Consider the following 21,502-nt stretch of genomic DNA (forward strand, 5'->3'; position numbering starts at 1 on the left):
GTTAGTTTTTGCGCTCGATAACGTATCGTGCGAACGCTTCGAGATACTCTGTGTCATAGGGAATTGCTTCTAATGCTTGAAGCGCTTCTTGCAACAGAGTTTGCGCTTTATCTATTGCACCTTCGAGCCCTAAAAGAGCCGGGTAAGTGCTTTTATGTAATTGTTGATCTGAGCCTTGTGGCTTTCCTAGTGTTTGTGTATCACTAATAATGTCGAGGATGTCGTCCTGAACTTGGAAAGCAAGTCCCACTGCGTCAGCATATCGATCAAGTTGAGGGAGAACCTCAAGACCTTTTTCGCCAGCTGCCATCGCACCAAGGCGAATAGCGCAACGCATTAGCGCACCAGTTTTATTGCGGTGGATATGTTCCAATTCTTGTAAACCAACCGAGCGATTCTCTGCCGCTAAATCCAGTGCTTGGCCAAGGCACATACCTTGCGCACCAGACGCTTGAGCTAAGGCCTGAATCATTTTTACTCGATTTTTTTCACCATTTAGGGATAAAGCGCCTTCAGATAAAATGGTGAACGCCAGAGTTTGCAGAGCATCTCCGGTTAAAATGGCTGTCGCTTCATCAAACTTAATATGGCAAGTGGCTTGGCCGCGACGCAATTCGTCATCGTCCATTGCTGGTAAATCATCATGAATCAGAGAGTAAGCATGGATACACTCTATGGCTGACGCTGGTGTATCGAGATCGTCTAACTCACAATTGAGCATTTGACCCGTGATATAAACCAAAAATGGGCGGGCACGTTTCCCTCCCAAAAGCAGTCCATAACGCATTGCCTGAATTAGGCTTTGGTTCTGATCTGGTAAATGGTTTAACCATAAATCAAGCTGTTGATTGTTTCTTTTCTGTAAAGAGGTTAAGGCCTCATTCATAGAGCTCTTTTCATCCATCATCATTCTTGCGAGTCGGCAAAATCACTCAGTGGTGCTTCATCACTATTACTAAGCAGAATACTGACACGTTGCTCTGCTTCATCAAGTTTAGTTTGTCCTGAACGTGCGAGGGCGATGCCTCGTTCAAACTTTTTCAGAGCATCGTCCAGAGGAAGTTCACCATTTTCTAGCTGCTCAACCAGAGTGTCGAGTTCGGTTATGGTTTCTTCAAAGGACATATTTTCCGGTTTTTTACTCGCCATAATGATTTTACCTTGAGAAAGATGCACGAAAGTTACCTTAGGGATTACCTACGGTCAAATTTAACCAAATAATTTTGTCACAAATAAACAAACTCTGTTAGCACTTAACGTGAAAAAATGCCTAAGTTGTTTAAGAGACATAATGATGCAATAGGGTGAATTGCAATATTTGTAAGCGAAAATTAGCTAGAGTGTTTAAAGAGTGACCTATCTGATTGAGTTGCAGAGCATTCTATCATGTTTTCAGGTGACACCGATGCGTAGTTATGCAACGATTTATTGGTTAATCTATTGAGCTTTAACGTTAATACTTAAATTGGCAGCTTATCTTATATGTACGATGCTGTGTGTGAATTTACGATAGAAATGAGATTACTGAACGGTGTTCACAAACCCTTGTTATTAACACGGGCATCAGGTTCATTTATCTATAGTTTTCTTAAAGAGCATCGTAATGTGGCATGAATGGAACTGTACTAAGGGCGAATACATTCTCGTTGAAACAGTCTCTTGAGGTTATTTGGGTATATATTAAATTTAACGTATCGCATGTTTCGGTTATCAAGGTGCGCTTCTATACTGCGTAGCTGATTTTTTGCATAGAATGACGATGTCTTCAAATCAGATTTTTACCTCAGAGTGAATACTTTCTCTTTGAACCCAAATTCTTGGGCTGACTTGGGTAGATAAGGTGAGAAAATCTGCATTTTACATTGCACTATATATAATTAACTCAAGGATTTGATAATCTTGCCGATAACGTTGAGTAAACACTTAAACGCGAATAAACAGTAGCATGAGGAGTGCTTCGTGGATTTAGCAACGCTAATAGGCCTTATTGGTGGCTTGGCTTTCGTAACAATGGCGATGATTTTGGGCGGCAGCATCATGATGTTCGTCGACGTCACCTCGATTTTGATCGTAGTTGGTGGGTCTATCTTCGTTGTTATGATGAAATTTACCATGGGGCAGTTTTTTGGTGCCGCAAAAATTGCGGGCAAAGCTTTCATGTTTAAGGCAGATGAGCCTGAAGATTTAATCGCCAAAGTGGTTGAAATGGCCGATGCTGCTCGTAAAGGGGGGTTCCTTGCCCTTGAAGAAATGGAAATTACCAACTCTTTTATGCAAAAAGGGATTGATTTACTTGTCGATGGCCATGATGCCGATGTCGTTCGAGCCACACTGCAAAAAGATATTGCACTGACCACTGAACGTCATGAAACTGGCGGCAATGTGTTCCGCGCGTTTGGTGATGTAACGCCAGCAATGGGGATGATCGGTACACTCGTAGGTTTGGTGGCAATGCTATCTAACATGGACGACCCTAAATCGATTGGCCCTGCGATGGCAGTCGCCTTGTTAACCACGCTGTATGGTGCTGTGTTGTCTAACATGGTGTTTTTCCCAATTGCGGATAAGTTAGCATTACGTCGTGATCAAGAAACGTTGAATCGTCGTTTGATTATGGATGGAGTGCTGGCTATTCAAGACGGTCAAAATCCTCGAGTTATTGATAGCTACCTGAAAAACTACCTCAATGAAGGTAAACGTGTGTTAGATGTTGATAACGAATAGTGGAATAAGTAGATATGGATGACGAAGAAAAATGTAAATGTCCGCCCCCCGGTTTACCTTTATGGATGGGAACATTTGCGGACTTAATGTCATTGCTGATGTGCTTCTTCGTACTGCTCCTTTCGTTCTCAGAAATGGACGTGCTGAAGTTTAAGCAAATTGCTGGCTCAATGAAATTTGCCTTTGGTGTGCAAAATAAACTGGAAGTGAAAGATATCCCAAAAGGGACCAGTATCATTGCGCAAGAATTCCGTCCAGGTCGTCCAGAACCTACACCTATCGATGTTATTATGCAGCAAACCATCGATATCACTCAGCAAACCCTAGAGTTCCAAGAAGGTGAATCGGATCGTGCTGGTGGTAGTCAGCGTGATGCAGGTAAACTCGATGGGGGACAATCGCCTGAAACTTCAACGGAAATGAACCAGAATACGGAATCGGTTCAACAGCAACAGCAATCTGAAGCGATGTCGGAAGAAGATGTTGATTCAACCGTTGAGAAGATTCGTAAAGCACTTCAGCGAGAAATCGCGGAAGGGGCCATTGAAGTTGAAAATCTTGGCCAACAAATTGTTATCCGCATTAAAGAGAAAGGGGCTTTCCCTGCAAGCTCGGCATTTTTACAGCCGAAATTCCGCCCATTGGTTCGCCAAATTGCTGAGTTAGTCAAAGATGTTCCGGGTAAGATTCGAATTACAGGGCATACCGATAACCAACCGATAGATTCGGAACTGTATCGTTCACTATGGGATCTGTCTGCTCAACGCGCGGTTTCAGTGGCACAGGAAATGGAAAAAGTGAAAGGCTTTAACCATGATCGCTTGCAAGTTCGTGGTTTAGCCGATACCGATCCATTGGTTCCCAATGATACACCTGAACATCGTGCGGAAAACCGTCGGGTTGAAATCAGCATTATGCAAGGTGAACCTCTATATAGTGATGAAGTGCCATCCATTCCCGGAGATGGGGGCGCTGGGCAAAATGCGCCAGCAACACCGAATCAATAATTCTGGTTATTGAACCCTTGTATACAAAGCGAGCTATGGCTCGCTTTGTTATTTTTAGTGAGTAATTTACTTACTCAAGCGCCTTAATCACAGCCATTTAGGCATAAAGCTTTTGACGCTATTCGAGATCGTGTATAATCCCGCCCCCTTAGCGGTGACGCTTGAGTCCTCGATTACTGAAATACTCTGCGTACCTGATGTCTAACTGAGATTGCGAATACACCTATGAAATTTATTGTTAAGCCTCATCCAGAAATTTATGTTAAAAGTGAATCAGTTCGTAAGCGTTTCACTAAGATTCTAGAAAGCAATATTCGCATCATTGTTAAGCGCAGAACGGAGTCTGTTTCGGTATTTAACCGTCGAGATCATATTGAAGTGGCCGCTGAAAGTGATGAATATTTCAACGAAGTATTGGAGATTTTGACCCATACTCCGGGCATTCACCATATCCTTGAAGTGAAACAATCGACTTTTACCGATTTGCATAATATCTACGAACAGGTTCTTGAGCACAGCAAAGATAAAATCGTAAATAAGACCTTTGCGGTACGGGCTAAACGTCGTGGTAAGCACGATTTTACCTCCATTGAACTTGAGCGTTATGTTGGTGGTGGTTTAAACCAAGCGGTAGAAAGTGCGAGTGTTAAACTGAAAAAGCCAGATGTGACTATCAATATTGAAGTTCGCGATGAGCTGTTGAATCAAGTTGATGCCCGTCATAAAGGGTTAGGTGGCTTCCCTCTTGGTACGCAAGAAGATGTATTAAGTTTGATCTCGGGTGGTTTCGACTCAGGTGTATCGAGCTACTTACATATTAAACGCGGTTCAAAAGTTCACTACTGCTTCTTTAATTTAGGTGGGCCTGCTCACGAGATTGGTGTGAAGCAAGTAGCACACTATCTTTGGAATAAATATGGTTCATCTGCCAAAGTGCGCTTTATTGCGATTGACTTTGAACCTGTTGTCGCTGAAATCTTGGAAAAAGTCGATGACGGCCAAATGGGTGTGGTGCTAAAACGCATGTTCATGCGTGCTGCTGGAATGGTGGCTGAAAAGTTCGGCATTCAAGCTTTAGTGACCGGTGAAGCGTTAGGTCAGGTATCGAGCCAAACCTTAACGAACTTACGTCATATCGATGGCGTAACCGATTCTTTGATTCTTCGCCCACTGATTAACTGGGATAAAGAAGATATCATTAATCTAGCGCGTGATATCGGCACGGAAGATTTTGCGAAAACCATGCCTGAATATTGTGGCGTGATTTCTCGTAAACCAACTGTAAAAGCGGTGAAAGAGAAATTAGAGAAAGAAGAAGCGAAATTTGATTTCGGTATTCTTGATCAAGTGGTTTACGACGCTCGTCAGATGGATATTCGTGATATTGCTAAAGAGAGTGAAGAAGCTGCTCCAGAAGTGGAATTAGTTTCTGCCGTGCAAGATCAAGCCGTCGTTCTTGATATTCGTAGCCCTGATGAGGAAGATGAACAGCCGCTAGAAATTGAGGGTGTTGAAGTTACCCATATCCCATTCTACAAACTGTCGACTAAGTTTGGTGATTTGGATCAGTCTAAAACTTACTTGCTGTATTGCCACCGTGGTGTCATGAGCCGTTTACAAGCGCTGTATCTAAAAGAGCAAGGGTTTGAAAACGTGAAGGTGTATCGCCCTTAATCGATAGAAATAATTCATCTATCACAAAAATTCAAACGTCACTGACATTATGCAGTGGCGTTTTTTTATGTCGGTAAAAGGGTATGTAGTAGGTGAATTATCAATAATGGATTGATAGATTATTGTGATGATTTTAATCTAATCTATTGAAATTTAGATAAAAAAACACCGCCCTGTTAGGCGGTGAAAATAAATTTGACAGACAGGTCAAAAAATAAATACAGGAAGTAAGTTCTGCACAGGGGATAACTGTACAAAACTGGATGGTAGAAACTACCTAACTCGAAATTCGAGTTTGCAAACACAACATCGCAACAAAAACCAATTGATTCAAAAAGAACCAAGCCGTTCAGGTTTTCGTTGCGGGGTGAAATATAGATTTTCTCTGGCTCGTTAGCAACGGACAATTTATAATGTTTCAGATAAGAAAAACTAATCCATGATAGAGCAAGCTAATGTCTAGAAGATTACCGCCACTGAATTCGCTCAAAGTGTTTGAAGCCGCCGCTCGACATTTAAGTTTTACCCGCGCAGCAGAAGAGCTGTTTGTGACTCAAGCGGCAGTGAGTCATCAAATTAAGGCGTTGGAAGAATTCCTTGGTTTAAAACTCTTTCGCCGCCGTAATCGCTCTTTGCTGTTAACAGAAGAAGGGCAAAGTTATTTTTCGGATATTAAAGATATTTTTACCTCTATCGCTGAAGCAACGGACAAGCTATTAGAGCGGTCTGAAAAAGGGGCGTTGACTATCAGTTTGCCACCAAGTTTTGCTATCCAGTGGCTGGTTCCTCGTCTGTCGGATTTTAACCAGCAGGAGCCAGATATTGATGTTCGGATTAAAGCGGTAGATTTAGATGAAGGTTCGTTAACCGATGATGTTGATGTTGCCATTTACTATGGACGTGGAAATTGGCCGGGCTTGCGTTCGGATCTTTTGTATCAAGAATATTTAATTCCTTTGTGTTCACCCACGTTATTACTTGGTAATAAGCCATTGGATAAATTGGCAGATTTAGCTAATCATACCTTGCTCCATGATACCTCTCGTCATTATTGGAAACAGTTTGTGAAAGATAATCACTTAGAAGGGGTAAATGTGAATCATGGCCCCATTTTTAGCCACACGACCATGGTGCTACAGGCGGCAGCTCACGGTCAGGGCATTGCATTAGGTAATAACGTATTGGCTCAGCCTGAGATGGAAGCCGGTCGCTTGATTGCGCCATTTGATGAAATATTGATGACCCCTAATGCTTTCTATGTCGTGTGTGATGAGAAACAAGCCGACATGGCGAGAGTGGCGACTTTTCGCGACTGGATGATTAAAAAAGCCCGCAGTGAGCAAGAGGAGATGTTAGATGAGTAATGAATGGCAAATGAATGGTGAGCCAGAGGCTCCCCTGTTTATATTTGCTCATGGAGCTGGCGCAGGAATGAATCACGAATTCATGGAAAATGTTGCGTTAGGATTAGTCGATAAGGGCATTCGTGTCTTACGGTTCAATTTTCCATATATGATTAAACGCGCTGAAGATGGAAAAAAACGTCCGCCAGATCGTGCACCAAAGTTATTGGCTGCATTTGAAGAGTGGATTGATAAGTTTGCCGATGAGAAGGTGGTTATAGGTGGTAAGTCGATGGGAGGACGTATGGCCTCTCATCTGGCAGAACATCCTAAGGTTGCTGCAATTGCGTGTTTAGGGTTTCCTTTCCATCCTCCGGGAAAGCCGGAGAATTTTAAAGGCGAACATTTAGCGACAATCACTAAACCTTGCCTTATTTTACAAGGTGAGCGAGATACCTTTGGCAAACGTGAGGAGTTCGCCGATTTTTCGTTTAGCGATAAGGTGCATTATGAGTTTCTGCCTGATGGTGACCATAGCTTTAAACCTCGTAAAGCATCGGGTTTTACCGAGCAAGGTAATATTGCACTTGCTGTAGAAAAATTAAGTCAGTTCATTTTTGAGGTGTACGATGCAAGCTAAATCTTTACTCGCGATTGGTGGGATATTTTCAGGATTAGGCGTTGTTTTGGGGGCGTTTGCTGCCCACGGATTGAAGAGCATCGTTACCCCAAAAATGGACGCAGTTTTTCAAGTGGGCGTACATTACCAATTTATTCATGCAGCGGCGATTTTGCTGGTAGGCGTGCTGATGTTATTACCTAACTTTGGTGCCGCGGCGCAAAAAAATTTCAGTCGTGCGGCGATTTGCTTTATCATCGGCATCTTTTGTTTTAGTGGTAGTTTGTATGCCCTTGCCTTAACCGGTGTGAAGTGGATTGGCCCGATTACTCCTTTGGGCGGATTACTGTTTATTCTAGGTTGGGTATTCTTTGTGGTAGCAGCGCTAAAAAGTAATGAGGTGAATTCGTGAAACAAGTCATGCTCTATTGTCGCTCTGGTTTTGAAAAAGAGTGTGCGGGAGAGATTCAAGATAAAGCGACGCAGTTGGAAGTATTTGGTTTCCCGCGGTTAAAAAGTAATAGCGGCTTTGTTTTATTTGAGTGCTACCAAGATGGCGATGCTGAAAAGCTGATTCGCCAAATCGATTTCCAAGCGCTGATTTTTGCTCGTCAAATGTTTGCTGTAGCGGCAGAGTGGCAAGATCTACCAAAAGAAGACCGTATCTCACCTATGTTAGCTGATCTGGCTGATGTAGAGTCTTTACCGCGTTGTGGTGAGCTTCGTATCGAAACACCAGATACGAATGAAGCCAAAGAGTTATTGAAGTTTTGTCGCAAGTTTACTGTGCCACTTCGTCAAGCGATGCGTGGTAAAGGTTTATTGCACAAAACAGAAAGCAATAAAAAGCCAGTTATGCACGTGTGCTTTGTTGCGCCTGGTCATTGCTTTGCAGGTTTCTCTTATCCAGGAAATAACTCGCAGTTCTTTATGGGGATTCCGCGTCTGAAGTTCCCTGCGGATGCACCTAGCCGTTCAACGTTGAAACTGGAAGAAGCATTTCATGTTTTCATTCCTCGTGATGAATGGGAAGAGCGCTTGGCGCCCGGTATGTGGGCGGTCGATTTAGGTGCTTGTCCGGGAGGATGGACTTATCAACTCGTCAAACGTTCGATGTTCGTTCATGCGATTGATAACGGTATGATGGCCGATAGCTTGATGGAAACAGGGCAAGTTCATCACCATATGGTTGATGGGTTTAAATTTGAGCCTCCGCGTAAGAATGTTACTTGGATTGTGTGCGACATGATCGAGAAGCCATCGCGAGTTGCTCAGTTAATGGGAGAATGGCTTATTTCTGGCTGGGCGAAAGAAGCTATCTTTAACCTTAAGTTGCCAATGAAAGGTCGTTACGACGAAGTGTTAGATGATATTGAGAACTTGAAGGTTTTCTTGAAAGAAAATGATGTGAAATTCCGTCTTCAAGCGAAACATCTTTACCATGATCGTGAAGAGATTACGGTTGCGGTACAAGTGTTATCGAATATTTCGCCACACTAATTAAGAATGAATAAAGAAAGGGCGCCGCAGTGACTGAGGCGCTCTTTTTATTTCTACTCGGTGGTTATGCTTGTTCGTTATCCGCTGGGTTAAAACGAATATCTTGCAGGTTAAATCCAAGCTCGATATCGGTTTTAAGCTTTGAAACCTGACGGCAAATACGTGCCATTTCTATATGTTCATCCAACTTTTTACGATATTTTTTTGGGAGTTCTTCACTGGCATAGGCACTTTCGATATCTGGAAATTGGGTTAAGATCTCTTTGGCGGCTTTAGGACCAATTCCCGGTACGCCAGGTACTTGGCTTGAGCTTACCCCGGTTAATCCCCAGTAGTCTGCAAGCTGCTCAGGTTTAACGCCAAATTCATCGGCAATAAACGGGGCATCTAACCAGCGTTGCTGAAAGTAATCTCTGATTTGTAGTGTAGGAGAAAGAATTTGGCAGTAACCTTTATCGGTCGAAATGATGGTCACTTTTTCTTGATGAGCAGCCACTTTTGTCGCTAGTGTCGCAACCAGATCATCAGCCTCATCTCCGCTAGAAAGCAGTGAATCAACGCCTAATTCCCACCATGCATCTTGAATGGACTCCAGTCCTTGTTGTAGTGGTTCAGGCATCGGTTTTCTTCCTGCTTTATACTCGGGTAGGAGCTCCGCGCGCCAACCTCTATCTTGTAAGTGATGATCAAATACCGCAATGATATGGGTAGGATCTGATTCGTTGATGATACGAGTGAGTGTTTTACTGGTGGTATCGATTGTGCGGGCAATATCCGTCGGATCCGTTTGGACCGCGTGATTGCGACGAATAAGGTTGAGAGCATCGATAATAACCAGATGAATAGACATAATAAATAAACAATAAGGGCTGATAAGCCCTTATTGTAATGATATTAAATGGAATTACTACCAGGGATAGTGGTTAGACATCTCAGGTATTATTGCACGATTTTATAGCAGGGTTCGTAGGCACTTCCTCCAGGAAGCTTCATACGATTTTGCGCAACAAAATCTTTGAGTAATGTATCCATTTTTTTCATTAATGATGGTTCTCCATGGATTTCAAATGGGCCATGTTGTTCAATTTCGGCAATCCCTTCGGATTTAACATTACCTGCAACAATGCCAGAAAATGCACGCCGTAAGTTAGCGGCTAACTCCTGCGGGGCCTGGTTAAGGTGCAAGTCCAAATTGGCCATATTTTCATGGGTCGGTTCAAATGGCATTTGGAATTCAGGAGCGATCTTTAATGACCAGTTAAAGCTGTATGCATCTTCCATATCTTTACGATGTTGACGAACCATAGGCATGGATTTTTTCATGATACGAGCTGCTTCTGCGGGATCGCCAATTACAATTTTATACAGTTTTTGGGCATCTTGGCCTAATGTATCGCCAACAAATTGATCGATAGAACGGAAGTAAGCTTCACTCTCTTTCGGCCCTGTCAGTATGATAGGCAATGGTTGTTCTGAATTATCAGGATGCATCATTATACCTAAGATGTAGAGCAACTCTTCAGCAGTGCCCGGCCCCCCAGGGAAGATAATAATGCCATGGCCCAAGCGAACAAAGGCTTCCAGACGTTTTTCAATATCTGGCATGATAATTAATTCATTCACAATCGGGTTTGGTGGCTCAGCCGCAATAATGGATGGTTCGGTTAGGCCGATATAACGTTGGTCGGCATAGCGCTGCTTTGCATGACCGATAGCTGCGCCTTTCATCGGGCCTTCCATCGCACCAGGGCCGCAACCAGTACAAACATTGAGTTTGCGCAATCCGAGCTCGTTGCCCACTTCACGAGTGTACTGGTACTCAATTTCGTTAATAGAATGTCCGCCCCAACATACCACTAGATTTGGAGTTAAGCCTGGAATCAGTGCGCCTGCATTACGTAAAATGGCAAAGACTAAGTTAGTGAGGTAAGTGGTGTCTGAATTATCGGCATTCGGACCACTTTGCAATTGCATATTGACGTAAACAATATCGCGTAGCACAGAAAAAAGGTGCTCTTGAATGCCGGTAATGATTTGACCATCAACAAAAGCATGTTCTGGTGGGTTAACCAGTTCTAGTTTTATGCCTCGTTCGCGGCGCATAACGTTGATGTCGAAGTTTTTATATTTATCAAGCAGCTCTTTTGAGTTATCGGTGTGGCTACCTGAATTAAGAACAGCGAGGCTGCAATTACGGTACAGTTGGTACAGTTCGCTAGTCGCTGTATTTTTAAGTTGTTCTACTTCCAGCTGCGATAACAAATCCATACTGCCTGCAGGGCTGACTTGTGTAATCATACTGGCCTCCTTACTACGAGGAAAATAAAACCACTTCTGTGTTAGCCGCTTTGAGCGCTCAGAAATGGAAGTGGTCGGTTAATTAAAGCTCAATATGTCCAATAAAGAAATGTGACCGTCGGTTACGCCTAAATCTTTGTTGGTTAGAAAGTGGATTAAATATAGCTAATATCACTTATTCAATCACTTAGCTCGTATAGTTAACAATCTAGTGTGCATTTTTAGTGATCGGGAATCGTTCATTTATCAGGATGTGAGAGGGCGCACGTTATTCTTGCTAAATCGCTGGTTTTTTGTACACGGTGTGTTTAGGCGGGGTTATGCGAAAAAACCAGCATTGAATGTGCAAAGTGATTTGAGAGTAGGAGTCTCTTATATCCAAGCTAATTGATTAGAGCCAAAGTTCTTTATTTCTGTTAATGATTTTCCGAGTTGATCGAGCAAAATATCAGGAGTGTCAGCATCTTGGAATGCAGAACATGCAACGCTTACTGTGATTTGTAAACTACGGTCGCGAAACTTAAATGGTAATAACGCGATGTTACGTTGGATTTTTTGTATCAACACAAGTGCTTCTTTATCTGAATGATTGGGCAGAATTAGGCTAAATTCTTCTCCACCGAAGCGTGCTAACACATCGTTTTGTTTCAACTCTTTATTGATGGTACGAGTGATTATTTTTAATGCCTTATCACCCGCACTATAGCCAAAATGTTCATTCACCTGTTTAAAATTATCAATGTCGATTAAGGCAATACGCAGGCTATGTTGATTACGAATCCAGCGGCGATACTCAATTTCTAACTGATCGTTAAATGCATTGCGATTTAATGTATTGGTTAACGGGTCCATTAACAGTCGTTGAGCTTGGTCTGCTAGACGACGACGATATTCTTGCGTGCTATCACTCAACGCTTCTATTTGTCTTTGTGAATATTGAATTTGTTCAACTAACAATTGTTCTCTACGTTGGGCTTGCTCAAGTTGATCGGTTAGGCTGGCCAGCTCGCTTATCAAGGGAGTCATACGAGTTTGTAAAGATGAAAAGTCTTTATCGTTTACTAATGATTGCTGACTGCGGTGTACGACACTTTTCAGACTTTTTTTGAGTGCTTGTCGATGTATCAGATCCGATTGGCTTTGCTGTGCGACTTGTTCGGTTCCGTGGCGCAATTTCTGCAATGATTCATTCGTTTGATCAAGAAAACGTTCCGAGCTTTTCCGTTCACTTTCGGTACCTAATACCACTAATTGAAGTACCTGAAGTGTGAGTTCTAGTAATGCGCTCGCACTCACACCAAGTAGCAATTTGGCACGGATGTCGACTAAAAGATCGCCATATTCCCCTTCAAAATCCAGTTCAGTAATGACATGTTGTAGCTCCTTATTCAGGCTCTTTAGCTGTTCACTACTGGTCTCATATCCCACTATTTCTTGGATAGTGCTTTCACGATTTGAGGTTAGGATCTTAATTGTAATGTCATAAAGATTGAGTAACTGGCATGCTTTTTCTGTATCTGAACTTTGATGAGTTGACGAAAAACTCAGCAAGTTATGCAAGTCACGTTTTATACGTTCTGGGAGGTTAGGAACTCGGAGTAAACAATCACTACTGCGCTTTAGCTGAACCGCTAATTTAGTAGGGGACTCTGTTGTAGAGCTGTACTGCATGACCAAGTTTCCTGAAACAGTTCAAACGGCATACTTGCAAGTCAACGTTAAGACTGCAAGTATGCAAAGAAGAGGATGAGATGGGCGTTGTGCTTACTTAACAATATCTAACGATCGTACGATTTTCGGTGAAAATGTGTGGGGTAAGCCGACTTAATGGGTGGCTTATCTAAGCATCAACTTGAAATCAAAAGAAAAGAAACAACGCTATTCATAAAAGTGATGATATCAAATAATAATGGTTTACGACAAGGAACATCTCCATTATTAGTACGATATACGCTTTGGCGATTTATCCTTCTTTAAGTAATTTTCTTAAGGTCTCTTCATTCTTGTAAGAGGATTGAATTTTCACCAAACCTTGGTTAATCGCATACTTACAGGAGCGTCGAATATTATTGGAAGCAAAACTTGCCGCAGGTGCGTTATCAATCGCTTTGAAATATACCCATTGGCTCGTATCTTCAAGGAGGCTTAAACCGCGCGCCAGATCAGTGGCCATCAGCAAAATATCTAAAAGTTCTTTATCATCAATGGCGGTATAAGCTCGTGGTAAGAATGGGTAATCAGCTACACCAACCCGAATATTGCGATTTAAGTGGCGATGAGGTTCGAATTCATCTATCCATGCTTGAAACTGCTCGAACATCTCTTCTGGTGGACGGTTGCGATCAGTATTGGTTTCAATATAAAGAAGGTTCGAGTCTGAAAAATGATAGATGCGTTGATCATCATTGAGTTTGGATTTTAAAAATGCGCCAAAAGCATGTTCTAATTCTAAACCGACGATATATCCGTGTTGCAGATACATATTGCGCATAAACGGAATATCAATCATGACAAAACGTAGCCGGTCATTGAGCGGTTCGTTAATTAATTCACCAATATGCCACTCTTCAAAACTGCGGCTGCTTTTCTCTAATGATGTAGCCAAACGAGCGTTAAGCATGCGCAAGTTACGTAAGCGCGAGCGTGAATGGGTAAACAGGTTGCTGTTTAGTTCCTCAATCTCATCTTTTTGGCGCTGAATGACATAACCGCGGCGCAGTAGTAACAAGAAAAACAGGGCAGAGGTAATAAAGAGACCAAACGCTATTTTTTGGAACTTACTGTATTCTTGTTTCAGTTTTTTCAGCTGCTGTTCTTGTCCTGCCATATGCAGTGTTTGCTCGACGAACTCTTTCTGCTGACGAAATGCATCTTCACTGATTCGGTTAAGCTTTTCTTGTCTTAACTGAGATAAGTGGTTGTGGTATTTCATATTTTGTAATGCGAGTGCGTATTGCTCTGATTGCTCATAGCCTTGAGACAGTAAAAGGTAAGCTTGTTCTTCCAGCGCTTTGTTACCCAATGCTCGGCTTATTTGTAACCCTTTAATCGCGTATTTGATGACATCATCAGTTTGTTTCTGATGAAACGCCAGACCAGCATTGAGCAAGGCTACTTTTGCTTTTAATAGTGGGATATCACTATAACTTAGGAGCTCTTCAGCACGTTTAAGATATTGGTCGGCTAATGGGTAGTTGTACAACTGCAAATAGGTTGAGGCTAGGGATAGACGTGTTTCGATGACATCGGCAATATCACTGTTGCTGGTTTCATGATCGATCACATTGAAGTAATGAACTAAAGCAAGGTTGAATTTACTTTGCAGAAAGTAGGTGTCTCCCATGCGTTTCAGCACTTTCGCTAACAGCGGTGATTTGTCGTATTTACCATAGAAATCAGCTGCCTGAGAGAGGTGAACTAACGCTTTATCGAGCACTTGTCGTTCGAAAAATAGCCGCCCTAATAGCGCATTGGTTTTGGCTAACATTGCACCCGAATCACTTTCGATTGAATCCCAATACGATTTTAACAATTCGGAAAGCGCTAAATTGTATCTTTCATGGTTTAAGTAATGTTGGCCGACTAATAGGTGATAGTCGATGTTTACACGTGTGGATTTAGCAATGTTTAAATAGGATTTTGCTTGATCAAATAATTTGTCAGCGATGGAAGTTTGGTCAGCTTTAGACGCGACTTCTGCCCGTAACATAGTCAGTTTGTAGTTAACACCAGCGGCGAGTTGGTCAGAGTTTTTGATCTGTTTAAATTGTTTCTCGATCTTATCAATTCGTTCATTGGCATTTGCTGCACTTTCATCATCGAGCCAATGCAGCTTTGCTTGCAACAGTTTGACGTCTAAATGCAGATAGGGAAGTTGATAGTCATGGGTCATTTTTTCCGCATGATCGAGTGTGTCGTATGCTGTGAGGGCATTACCTAAATTAAATTCCGCTTGTGCGAGCAATTGTAATGCGTCAACTGTACTCCCAGGTGTTCTGATTCGTGTATCAGTTTCATCTCTTGCGATGGTATTCGGTGCTTTTTCTGCTTTATCGGTTAAGCGGCGGTTTTGCAAATACTCGCTGGTCAGCTTTTTCGCTTGAGCAGGACTGATATCAATCAATCCTGCGGCTTCATTGAGAGAGGGCGCGGAATAAATGGTCGCGTAGGCTCCACAAGAAAACCATATCAGAAGCAACGTAAAACAAGATTGCCAGCGAGTAAAAGTCATTATGTAATCAGTCCTTTATTGACGAGCTAGACGTTGAGTATTAGCGGGAGTTGCCGTTTCTGTTGAGCGGAATGGGTTGATATCCAGCCCTCCACGACGAGTATAACGAGCATATACCGTCAGTTTGCTTGGCTGACAGAAGCGCATGATATCGGTGAAAATACGTTCTACGCATTGCTCATGAAATTCGTTATGTTCACGAAAAGAAACAATGTAACGCAATAGTGCTTCACGGTCTATTTGCTTGCCGGTGTACTCTATTTCAACACTGCCCCAATCTGGTTGACTGGTAATTAAGCAGTTCGATTTCAATAAATGGCTATGTAATGTTTCGGTGACCGAATCGCCGGCCAATGTTGCGCCTTCTAACAATGAGGCGTCGAATTGATAATCGTTGATCTCAATGTCTTGTTCATCGATGCAATCACCGCGCATGGTGGCGATAGGTTGAGAGGTAAAATGTTCAATAGGCATGATTTCAACAGTAACGCTTTCACCGGCACATGCTGATAAATCATTGATCAAAGTGGTTTGTACTTCGTTCCAATCAGCAAAGCGAGTTTGGTTAAAGCTGTTCAGATATAACTTAAACGACTTAGATTCGATCAGATTCGCACTAGTAGCAGGAATAGCAACGTGCCCAAGCGCAACTTGAGGCAGTCCACGTTGGTTTAACCAAGAAAGCTCATACAATGTCCAAATATCACATCCCTGAAATGGAAGAGACTCACCTAGATGTAGATCATCACGGTTTAGACTCCGCGGGACGGGTTGTAATAGAGTTGCATCGTATTGAGTCGCGTACGCGGTTTTTTTCCCAAGTGTTAGACCAGCTAACTCTTTTGCATCTGAATATTTGCTCATTTTTTACTGTTAATTCGATTAGAATACTGAGAATTTTACGCAATCCCTGCGCGTGTGTCATTAACGAGTAGAGGACAAATAACAATGGAGAAGAATATGTCGTCAGCAGATTCGGCTTTATTTTCGTTGAGCCAACGATTTGTTGAGCTATGCCAACAACAAACTGGCCACTTACCACAAGATAATGATTTGGTAGGTTTACCTTCTCCCTGTATTGAAGAAACCACCGATCATAGCGTGTATTGGTTACCTGTTGTGCGCGACTCTCAGGCTGATTTTTCTAATATAGAAGAGGCAATAGAGCTGACGTTACATCCTGATATTGCTTTGTTTTATGGAAGTCAATATAGCGCAGATATCCCCGCTCAGTGGAATAATAACGCGTTGACTTTGTTGCAAGTATGGAGTGATGAGGATTTCATTCGGTTACAAGAAAACATTCTTGGACATTTAGTCATGCAAAGGCGTTTGAAACAAAAACCGACGGTATTTATTGCTACGACAGATGATGAAATGCAGGTTGTTTCAATCTGTAATATAAGTGGTGAAGTTATTTTAGAAACGTTGGGGAGCAAAGAGCGCCAAATATTAGCGCCAACGCTGGTGGAATTTTTGACCCAAGTAAATCCTGTGGTGTATTGATATGTATGTAGTAGAGCTTGAATTTGAGTGTTTTGACAACACGACCATTAGCGCCGTTGAGAAATCGATTAATGGCTTGATGGAAGCGTTACGCTTTAATGGCCAGATTCTTGGACGTGAATTCCCTGTTGTTATGGGGGAAGGGGAGTTTTTTGTTCGCGTCGTCTGCCCAGAAAAAGAGAGCTTACATCCTCGTAATCACTCCGATTATGTTCATGTCTGCCTTGAACGATTGAATGATGCTTGCTTACTCGCACCAAAAGTTCGTTTATTAGGCCGAGATATGAATTCAGAGCAAGCTGCTGAGAATATGGCTCCCAGTTGGCAAGTGCTATATACCACTTATGTGCATACTTGTTCACCATTGCGTAGCGGTGAAAACTTATTGCCGATCCCTCTTTACCGCAATAAGCCGACGTTTAATGGTGACCATAAGTCTGTTGTGAAATGGCAAACGGAATGGCAGGCGTGTGATGAAATCCAAATGGCGGGCAGTTGCAAGGCAGAGCATGCTGCGCTGCATGAAATCTGTGATGTAGATAGTGACTTGTTTATTCGCGGTTGGGATATTCGTGGGCGCATTGAGTATTTAACTAAGGTGCCAACGTACTACTATCAGTATCGTGTCGGCGGCAAAAGTTTAGCGGAAGAAAAATCACGCCGTTGCCCTAAATGTGGTGGGGAATGGTTGCTTGATGAACCGCTTCATGACATTTTTCATTTCAAATGCGACAAGTGCCGGATTGTTTCTAATATCTCTTGGGATCATTTGAAATAGAGTTCGAGCAAGAGCGAATAGGTTGGCTGAAAGCCAACCTTATTATATCCAAGTAATCTCAAGATGAGGTTTCAGTGAGAATGTATTCGCTCTTGTGCAAGGCATAGATTTGCAGATAGAGTAATTCTACGTTGAAAGGGGATAACCATTCCTTCCGTGATAGAGCTTGACCTCGGTTCGCTGATGATGCACTCACTCCTGCATCTTGAGATCATTTGGGTATAGACTATCTACACTGCCAGTCGAGTTGCTTCGAATGTAAGCGCTCACTTGAAATATAATGTAGATACATTCCCGATGTAACCAGAGTTTCTGGTGCAGGATTCAGCACAACATCATCACCTGATTGCATGTGAGCAATGGCTATGAGCATCGCATTATATTGTTCTTTAAAGTAGCGAGAAATCTCTGCAACAGATATAGGTTCTATCTCTGGTACTTTTAGTGTGTATTGAGTTGCGCCAATATTTGGGCTCAATAACTGGTTTAGTACGCGTGACGCACCTGGGTCTTGCATTGAACGTGCTAATAATTCTGCAGATCGGTTAGTGCTACATTCGATATTTTTGTAGTGTTTATCCAAAAGAGCGGCTTTAGCAGCATCGTTGAAGTAAGCGACAATATGGCATTCGTCTTTCACTTGGTTTGCGATACCCAACGCCGTAGTTAATGTTCGTTCATCATTTTGATCATAGATAATAACCCGATTAGCTGTATTTAAAGCCAAGCGCTGCTGCTCGCTACTATCTGCAAAACTGCTCACGACAGCAAAGTCGACTTCTTTATATTCTTGTAAAGGGTGGAGCATAGTTTCATCTTCAACAGCGAGTATGATGCGGCCATTTTCGCGCTTTTTATCTGCCAAGATGCAATCCACAAGCGTTTTGGTGTGAGGAACATGCCAGCCGATGATAATCACGTGTTGTTGATAGTGAGCGAAATCTTTCATACCTTTTATATTCCTTTCAATAAAATCTCTGATTTGGCTTGATATTTTTGCAAGCACTACACCAAATAATGCAATGCTAACCGGCATTTGATACCACGCTAAAAACTGTTGTCCTGTTGTGGTTATTGGTGAGTAATCACCATAACCAACTGTTGAGCCAGTCACATTCATAAAGTAAAAAAAGCGAGGTATTTGAGTTAGCTCGTTTTCTCCTAATGCATTGAATGTTAACCAGCAGATTCCATAGTGAAAGACTGTCGTAACCAATATTCCTAGCCATGTAACACGCTGTAAATGTAATGCAACGAGTACCGATATGCGTTTGAGTATGTGCATGTATCTATCACCTATTTTTGGTGTTTTTATTGTTCTCTCCCAGAGGTTAATCGAGTCTCAATTGCTATCGTATAACCTAAATTTAGGGAACCTTTGCCAACGTAGCGAAGTGTACATGAAAGTGAAAAAGAGGCTCCACTCCCTTATCGAAGTATCTCCAACATGGTGTACTATTTGGAACACACATCTAGGTTTTACCTGCTACCATTTTTAATTTTAGACGTAGAATTGCCTTAGTTTCGGTTAACGAATATTATCCGAAAAAATATTAAAAAGTGATTTATCACACGTTAACGTCAACGGCTAAAAAGAGAGATATTAATGAATATCGAATTGATCAAGAGTAGCTTGTCTGAAGCTTACCCAACATGGAATATTAGCGACAATGATTCATGTTTAGTTATTACTAATCATGATGGTATTACTGCTTACTTAGCAGTGTCTGGTAGTCAAATAGTTGTAGAAACTCTACTATTTCCAGTGAGTAAAGTTAGCGATAAAACTGCATTGAACACATATATCCTTCAAACGCATAAAATTATTCCATTAACAACAGTTGGTTTATCTGAAGTTGATAGTGAATGGTATTATTCAGCGTTTGGTACTTTATCTTCCCAATCAAAATTAGAAAGTGTCCAGATTGAAGTGGAAACATTATTTAATAATGTTGCTGAGCTGATCGGTATGTATGAAGAGTTTTTAATTTAATTGAGAAGGTAACCACAATGTCTGTATTTAAAAAATTATTTTCTGCCTTTAAAGGCGGTATTAATGATGCTGCTGAATCAGTAGTAGATGCAAATCAATTACGTATTCTAGAACAGGAAATTCGCTAAGTTCGTTCTGCTATTCGTGATGCTGATGAAAGTTTGGTATCAATTATGGCTAAGCGTAAAATAGCGGAGAAGAAAGTTTCTGATATTCAATTAAGCATTACTCAATATGAGCAAAATGCTTTGTCAGCAAGTGAAAAGGGTCACCAAGATCTTGCGCTTGAATGTGCTCAGCGAGTCGTTGAACTTACCCAAGAAAAAGATGTTGAGCAGTCTCAGCTCGATGTTTTTCTGCAAGCAGAAAATAAGCTTCGTACCAACGTATCATCGTCCAAATCTAAATTGAAACAACTAGAACAACAGTTGGATTTAGTCAAAGCGACGGGTCAGGTACAAAAAGCCCAAGCCGCTACAAATGCTTCCGTTTATGGAGCCTCCTCAAAAACCTCAACAGCACTGGATTCATTAAATAGAATCAAGGAATTACAATCACAGAAGCAAGCTGAATTGGAAGCTCAAGAAGAGCTACATGACGCTGAGTCTGGTCAAGATTTAGATAAGAAACTGGCAGATGCCGGTATCAATGGCGAACGTTTGGATGCGCAATCTGAACTTGAGCGAATTCTCGGTAAAAAGTAACCAATGATCTGACAGTTGAGGTATTGTGATGAGCTTTTTTAAAGCCTTATCTGGTCTCTTCTCCGGTGATGATAAACAAGACAAGCAACAGGCAAGTATCCCTGAGGTACTTGGCTTACGTCTTGGTGGTGCAATTGAGCTAGATAGTTTAATGCTCAAACTCAATGAAGAGTTCTATACCTTTACGGGGGCTGCAACCATTCAGTTTATTCAGGCTGTCGGAGTCGTAGAATTAGGTGAAAATACACGTTTAGTTCGTTATTACACTGATGACGAAGGGTATATTCAAATTCTACAAGAAGGTAAAAGTGATGCTGGAGTTATTGAAGTTAGCTTATGGTATTTTTTTGATACGAAAGTCGTGGATTATGAACCGGCTTGGAATGAATTATTACAACAAGAACTTATAAATACATCGGCTCAATTAGATGGTGAGACGTTTAATAAATATTGGCAAGATACAAGGCCGGTATTTATGAAGGAAACGACATATAGGCAAAGTGCTGATTTAAATACGACTGATCAGTTCGCCATGCTTTATTCAAGACCTTTAGCTAATGGGCAACATGAAGAACTATTACTCGTGGCAGAAGAAAGGCTCATTAATAATAATTTTGAACGGTCTTTCGTACGTTCAACAGGTATTCAATTAAAACAAACAGATTTTAAAGCGGTGGCTTAAATGATTGAACTAGCAAGTGAGAAAATGGCAATGGATACATTTATTCATGGCTTAACAAATTTTGGTGCTTATTTCGCTCTATCAATTCTATTTTTAGTGGTTTTTAAAGTTATTTATCTATTTGTTACTCCATACGATGAGTGGAAACTCATTAAAGATAACAAAAATATTGCAGCCGGAATTGCACTCGGTGGCGCAATTATTGGTTATTCAATTGCTATTGCGGGGGCGGCAAGTAACTCTGTGGGGTTAACCGACTTTGCACTTTGGGGGCTAGTCGCTTTAGTTGCTCAAATTTTAGGTTTTACTGTTTTACGTCTGATTGTGATGCCTAAATTGGTTCAACGTATCGAATCTAATGAAGTCGCGGCTGCAACTATTGTTGCTTCTGTCTCTATTGCTATCGGTTTGATGAACTCAGCATGTATGAGTTATTAAGGAGA

Annotated in this window: 22 protein-coding genes; 14 read left to right on the forward strand and 8 right to left on the reverse strand. The window is 41.8% G+C overall.

What is annotated here, in order from left to right; translation table 11 throughout:
• Window position 1: 1 nt before the first annotated feature.
• Together ispA and xseB are read right to left on the reverse strand one after the other, a co-directional pair.
• Window positions 2–886 (reverse strand): (2E,6E)-farnesyl diphosphate synthase, encoded by an 885-nt coding sequence (gene ispA, locus F9817_RS09910; RefSeq protein WP_161155006.1) that lies wholly within the window; start codon window positions 884–886, stop codon window positions 2–4.
• 20 nt (window positions 887–906) lie between these two features.
• Entirely contained in the window at window positions 907–1,149 is a 243-nt protein-coding gene (gene xseB / locus F9817_RS09915) for an exodeoxyribonuclease VII small subunit (RefSeq protein WP_161155147.1), read from the reverse strand.
• Between the two features lie 810 nt (window positions 1,150–1,959).
• On the opposite strand from xseB, the gene pomA reads away from it, so the two are divergent.
• From pomA to rlmM, 7 genes are all read left to right on the forward strand, one after another.
• Complete coding sequence (gene pomA / locus F9817_RS09920; protein ID WP_161155008.1) at window positions 1,960–2,724, forward strand: flagellar motor protein PomA; 765 nt, start codon at window positions 1,960–1,962, stop codon at window positions 2,722–2,724.
• Window positions 2,725–2,738: 14 nt separating this feature from the next.
• Window positions 2,739–3,731 (forward strand): flagellar motor protein MotB, encoded by a 993-nt coding sequence (locus F9817_RS09925; protein ID WP_161155010.1) that lies wholly within the window; start codon window positions 2,739–2,741, stop codon window positions 3,729–3,731.
• Between the two features lie 225 nt (window positions 3,732–3,956).
• Complete coding sequence (thiI, locus tag F9817_RS09930) at window positions 3,957–5,405, forward strand: tRNA uracil 4-sulfurtransferase ThiI (RefSeq protein WP_161155012.1); 1,449 nt, start codon at window positions 3,957–3,959, stop codon at window positions 5,403–5,405.
• A 455-nt stretch (window positions 5,406–5,860) separates the two neighbouring features.
• On the forward strand, window positions 5,861–6,769 hold the full coding sequence (locus F9817_RS09935; RefSeq protein WP_161155014.1) for a transcriptional regulator GcvA: 909 nt from the start codon (window positions 5,861–5,863) through the stop codon (window positions 6,767–6,769).
• Window positions 6,762–7,388: an alpha/beta fold hydrolase gene (locus F9817_RS09940; protein ID WP_161155016.1), complete on the forward strand. Its 627-nt coding sequence runs from the start codon at window positions 6,762–6,764 to the stop codon at window positions 7,386–7,388. Before F9817_RS09935 ends, F9817_RS09940 begins: the two co-directional genes overlap by 8 nt.
• Window positions 7,378–7,779: a DUF423 domain-containing protein gene (locus F9817_RS09945; protein WP_161155018.1), complete on the forward strand. Its 402-nt coding sequence runs from the start codon at window positions 7,378–7,380 to the stop codon at window positions 7,777–7,779. The genes F9817_RS09940 and F9817_RS09945 overlap by 11 nt, the downstream gene beginning before the upstream one ends.
• Window positions 7,776–8,867 (forward strand): 23S rRNA (cytidine(2498)-2'-O)-methyltransferase RlmM, encoded by a 1,092-nt coding sequence (gene rlmM, locus F9817_RS09950; RefSeq protein ID WP_161155020.1) that lies wholly within the window; start codon window positions 7,776–7,778, stop codon window positions 8,865–8,867. The genes F9817_RS09945 and rlmM overlap by 4 nt, the downstream gene beginning before the upstream one ends.
• 64 nt (window positions 8,868–8,931) lie before the next feature.
• On the opposite strand, the gene xni is transcribed toward rlmM, so the two are convergent.
• From xni to queF, 5 genes are all read right to left on the reverse strand, one after another.
• The gene (gene xni, locus F9817_RS09955; RefSeq protein ID WP_161155022.1) at window positions 8,932–9,717 is read right to left on the reverse strand and encodes a flap endonuclease Xni; all 786 of its coding nucleotides are present in this window, start codon (window positions 9,715–9,717) and stop codon (window positions 8,932–8,934) included.
• 89 nt (window positions 9,718–9,806) lie between these two features.
• The gene (gene ppnN, locus F9817_RS09960) at window positions 9,807–11,165 is read right to left on the reverse strand and encodes a nucleotide 5'-monophosphate nucleosidase PpnN (protein WP_161155024.1); all 1,359 of its coding nucleotides are present in this window, start codon (window positions 11,163–11,165) and stop codon (window positions 9,807–9,809) included.
• Window positions 11,166–11,537: 372 nt separating this feature from the next.
• Window positions 11,538–12,836 carry a GGDEF domain-containing protein gene (locus F9817_RS09965; protein ID WP_161155026.1) on the reverse strand — a complete coding sequence of 433 codons (1,299 nt, stop codon included), beginning with the start codon at window positions 12,834–12,836 and terminating at the stop codon, window positions 11,538–11,540.
• A 292-nt stretch (window positions 12,837–13,128) separates the two neighbouring features.
• Window positions 13,129–15,396: a tetratricopeptide repeat protein gene (locus F9817_RS09970; RefSeq protein WP_161155028.1), complete on the reverse strand. Its 2,268-nt coding sequence runs from the start codon at window positions 15,394–15,396 to the stop codon at window positions 13,129–13,131.
• 15 nt (window positions 15,397–15,411) lie between these two features.
• Window positions 15,412–16,260 (reverse strand): NADPH-dependent 7-cyano-7-deazaguanine reductase QueF, encoded by an 849-nt coding sequence (queF, locus tag F9817_RS09975; protein ID WP_161155030.1) that lies wholly within the window; start codon window positions 16,258–16,260, stop codon window positions 15,412–15,414.
• A gap of 96 nt (window positions 16,261–16,356) precedes the next feature.
• Here queF and syd point away from each other — a divergent pair, with 96 nt between their 5' ends.
• Together syd and F9817_RS09985 are read left to right on the forward strand one after the other, a co-directional pair.
• A complete protein-coding gene (gene syd / locus F9817_RS09980; RefSeq protein ID WP_237476219.1) occupies window positions 16,357–16,902 on the forward strand; it encodes a SecY-interacting protein in 546 nt (181 codons plus the stop codon).
• A gap of 1 nt (window position 16,903) precedes the next feature.
• Window positions 16,904–17,680 carry a Zn-ribbon-containing protein gene (locus F9817_RS09985; RefSeq protein WP_161155038.1) on the forward strand — a complete coding sequence of 259 codons (777 nt, stop codon included), beginning with the start codon at window positions 16,904–16,906 and terminating at the stop codon, window positions 17,678–17,680.
• A 226-nt stretch (window positions 17,681–17,906) separates the two neighbouring features.
• Here F9817_RS09985 and F9817_RS09990 read toward each other — a convergent pair whose 3' ends face one another.
• Window positions 17,907–18,965: a potassium channel family protein gene (locus tag F9817_RS09990; protein ID WP_161155041.1), complete on the reverse strand. Its 1,059-nt coding sequence runs from the start codon at window positions 18,963–18,965 to the stop codon at window positions 17,907–17,909.
• A gap of 321 nt (window positions 18,966–19,286) precedes the next feature.
• On the opposite strand from F9817_RS09990, the gene F9817_RS09995 reads away from it, so the two are divergent.
• Genes F9817_RS09995 through F9817_RS10010 form a run of 5 tightly spaced genes read left to right on the forward strand, consistent with a single transcriptional unit; the run spans window position 19,287 to window position 21,497 of the window.
• Window positions 19,287–19,673 (forward strand): DUF2170 family protein, encoded by a 387-nt coding sequence (locus F9817_RS09995; RefSeq protein ID WP_161155044.1) that lies wholly within the window; start codon window positions 19,287–19,289, stop codon window positions 19,671–19,673.
• A 17-nt stretch (window positions 19,674–19,690) separates the two neighbouring features.
• Window positions 19,691–19,801, forward strand: a complete 111-nt coding sequence (locus tag F9817_RS24015) for a PspA/IM30 family protein (protein ID WP_237476220.1) — start codon at window positions 19,691–19,693, stop codon at window positions 19,799–19,801.
• A gap of 12 nt (window positions 19,802–19,813) precedes the next feature.
• Window positions 19,814–20,377, forward strand: coding sequence for a PspA/IM30 family protein (locus F9817_RS10000; RefSeq protein WP_345789722.1), 564 nt, complete (start codon window positions 19,814–19,816; stop codon window positions 20,375–20,377).
• 28 nt (window positions 20,378–20,405) lie between these two features.
• Window positions 20,406–21,059, forward strand: coding sequence for a YjfK family protein (locus tag F9817_RS10005; RefSeq protein ID WP_161155047.1), 654 nt, complete (start codon window positions 20,406–20,408; stop codon window positions 21,057–21,059).
• Complete coding sequence (locus F9817_RS10010) at window positions 21,060–21,497, forward strand: DUF350 domain-containing protein (RefSeq protein WP_408063514.1); 438 nt, start codon at window positions 21,060–21,062, stop codon at window positions 21,495–21,497.
• The last annotated feature ends 5 nt before the right edge of the window (window positions 21,498–21,502 follow it).

Source organism: Vibrio eleionomae (assembly GCF_009874545.1).
GTDB classification, from domain to species: domain Bacteria; phylum Pseudomonadota; class Gammaproteobacteria; order Enterobacterales; family Vibrionaceae; genus Vibrio; species Vibrio nitrifigilis.

Excerpts from the sequence above, each read along its gene's own strand:
- ispA (WP_161155006.1), bottom strand. The coding sequence starts at position 886 with ATGAATGAGGCCTTAACCTCTTTACAGAAAAGAAACAATCAACAGCTT.
- xseB (WP_161155147.1), bottom strand. The coding sequence starts at position 1,149 with ATGGCGAGTAAAAAACCGGAAAATATGTCCTTTGAAGAAACCATAACC.
- F9817_RS09925 (WP_161155010.1), top strand. The coding sequence starts at position 2,739 with ATGGATGACGAAGAAAAATGTAAATGTCCGCCCCCCGGTTTACCTTTA.
- thiI (WP_161155012.1), top strand. The coding sequence starts at position 3,957 with ATGAAATTTATTGTTAAGCCTCATCCAGAAATTTATGTTAAAAGTGAA.
- F9817_RS09935 (WP_161155014.1), top strand. The coding sequence starts at position 5,861 with ATGTCTAGAAGATTACCGCCACTGAATTCGCTCAAAGTGTTTGAAGCC.
- F9817_RS09940 (WP_161155016.1), top strand. The coding sequence starts at position 6,762 with ATGAGTAATGAATGGCAAATGAATGGTGAGCCAGAGGCTCCCCTGTTT.
- F9817_RS09945 (WP_161155018.1), top strand. The coding sequence starts at position 7,378 with ATGCAAGCTAAATCTTTACTCGCGATTGGTGGGATATTTTCAGGATTA.
- xni (WP_161155022.1), bottom strand. The coding sequence starts at position 9,717 with ATGTCTATTCATCTGGTTATTATCGATGCTCTCAACCTTATTCGTCGC.
- ppnN (WP_161155024.1), bottom strand. The coding sequence starts at position 11,165 with ATGATTACACAAGTCAGCCCTGCAGGCAGTATGGATTTGTTATCGCAG.
- F9817_RS09965 (WP_161155026.1), bottom strand. The coding sequence starts at position 12,836 with ATGCAGTACAGCTCTACAACAGAGTCCCCTACTAAATTAGCGGTTCAG.
- F9817_RS09970 (WP_161155028.1), bottom strand. The coding sequence starts at position 15,396 with ATGACTTTTACTCGCTGGCAATCTTGTTTTACGTTGCTTCTGATATGG.
- queF (WP_161155030.1), bottom strand. The coding sequence starts at position 16,260 with ATGAGCAAATATTCAGATGCAAAAGAGTTAGCTGGTCTAACACTTGGG.
- syd (WP_237476219.1), top strand. The coding sequence starts at position 16,357 with ATGTCGTCAGCAGATTCGGCTTTATTTTCGTTGAGCCAACGATTTGTT.
- F9817_RS09985 (WP_161155038.1), top strand. The coding sequence starts at position 16,904 with ATGTATGTAGTAGAGCTTGAATTTGAGTGTTTTGACAACACGACCATT.
- F9817_RS09990 (WP_161155041.1), bottom strand. The coding sequence starts at position 18,965 with ATGCACATACTCAAACGCATATCGGTACTCGTTGCATTACATTTACAG.
- F9817_RS09995 (WP_161155044.1), top strand. The coding sequence starts at position 19,287 with ATGAATATCGAATTGATCAAGAGTAGCTTGTCTGAAGCTTACCCAACA.
- F9817_RS24015 (WP_237476220.1), top strand. The coding sequence starts at position 19,691 with ATGTCTGTATTTAAAAAATTATTTTCTGCCTTTAAAGGCGGTATTAAT.
- F9817_RS10005 (WP_161155047.1), top strand. The coding sequence starts at position 20,406 with ATGAGCTTTTTTAAAGCCTTATCTGGTCTCTTCTCCGGTGATGATAAA.
- F9817_RS10010 (WP_408063514.1), top strand. The coding sequence starts at position 21,060 with ATGATTGAACTAGCAAGTGAGAAAATGGCAATGGATACATTTATTCAT.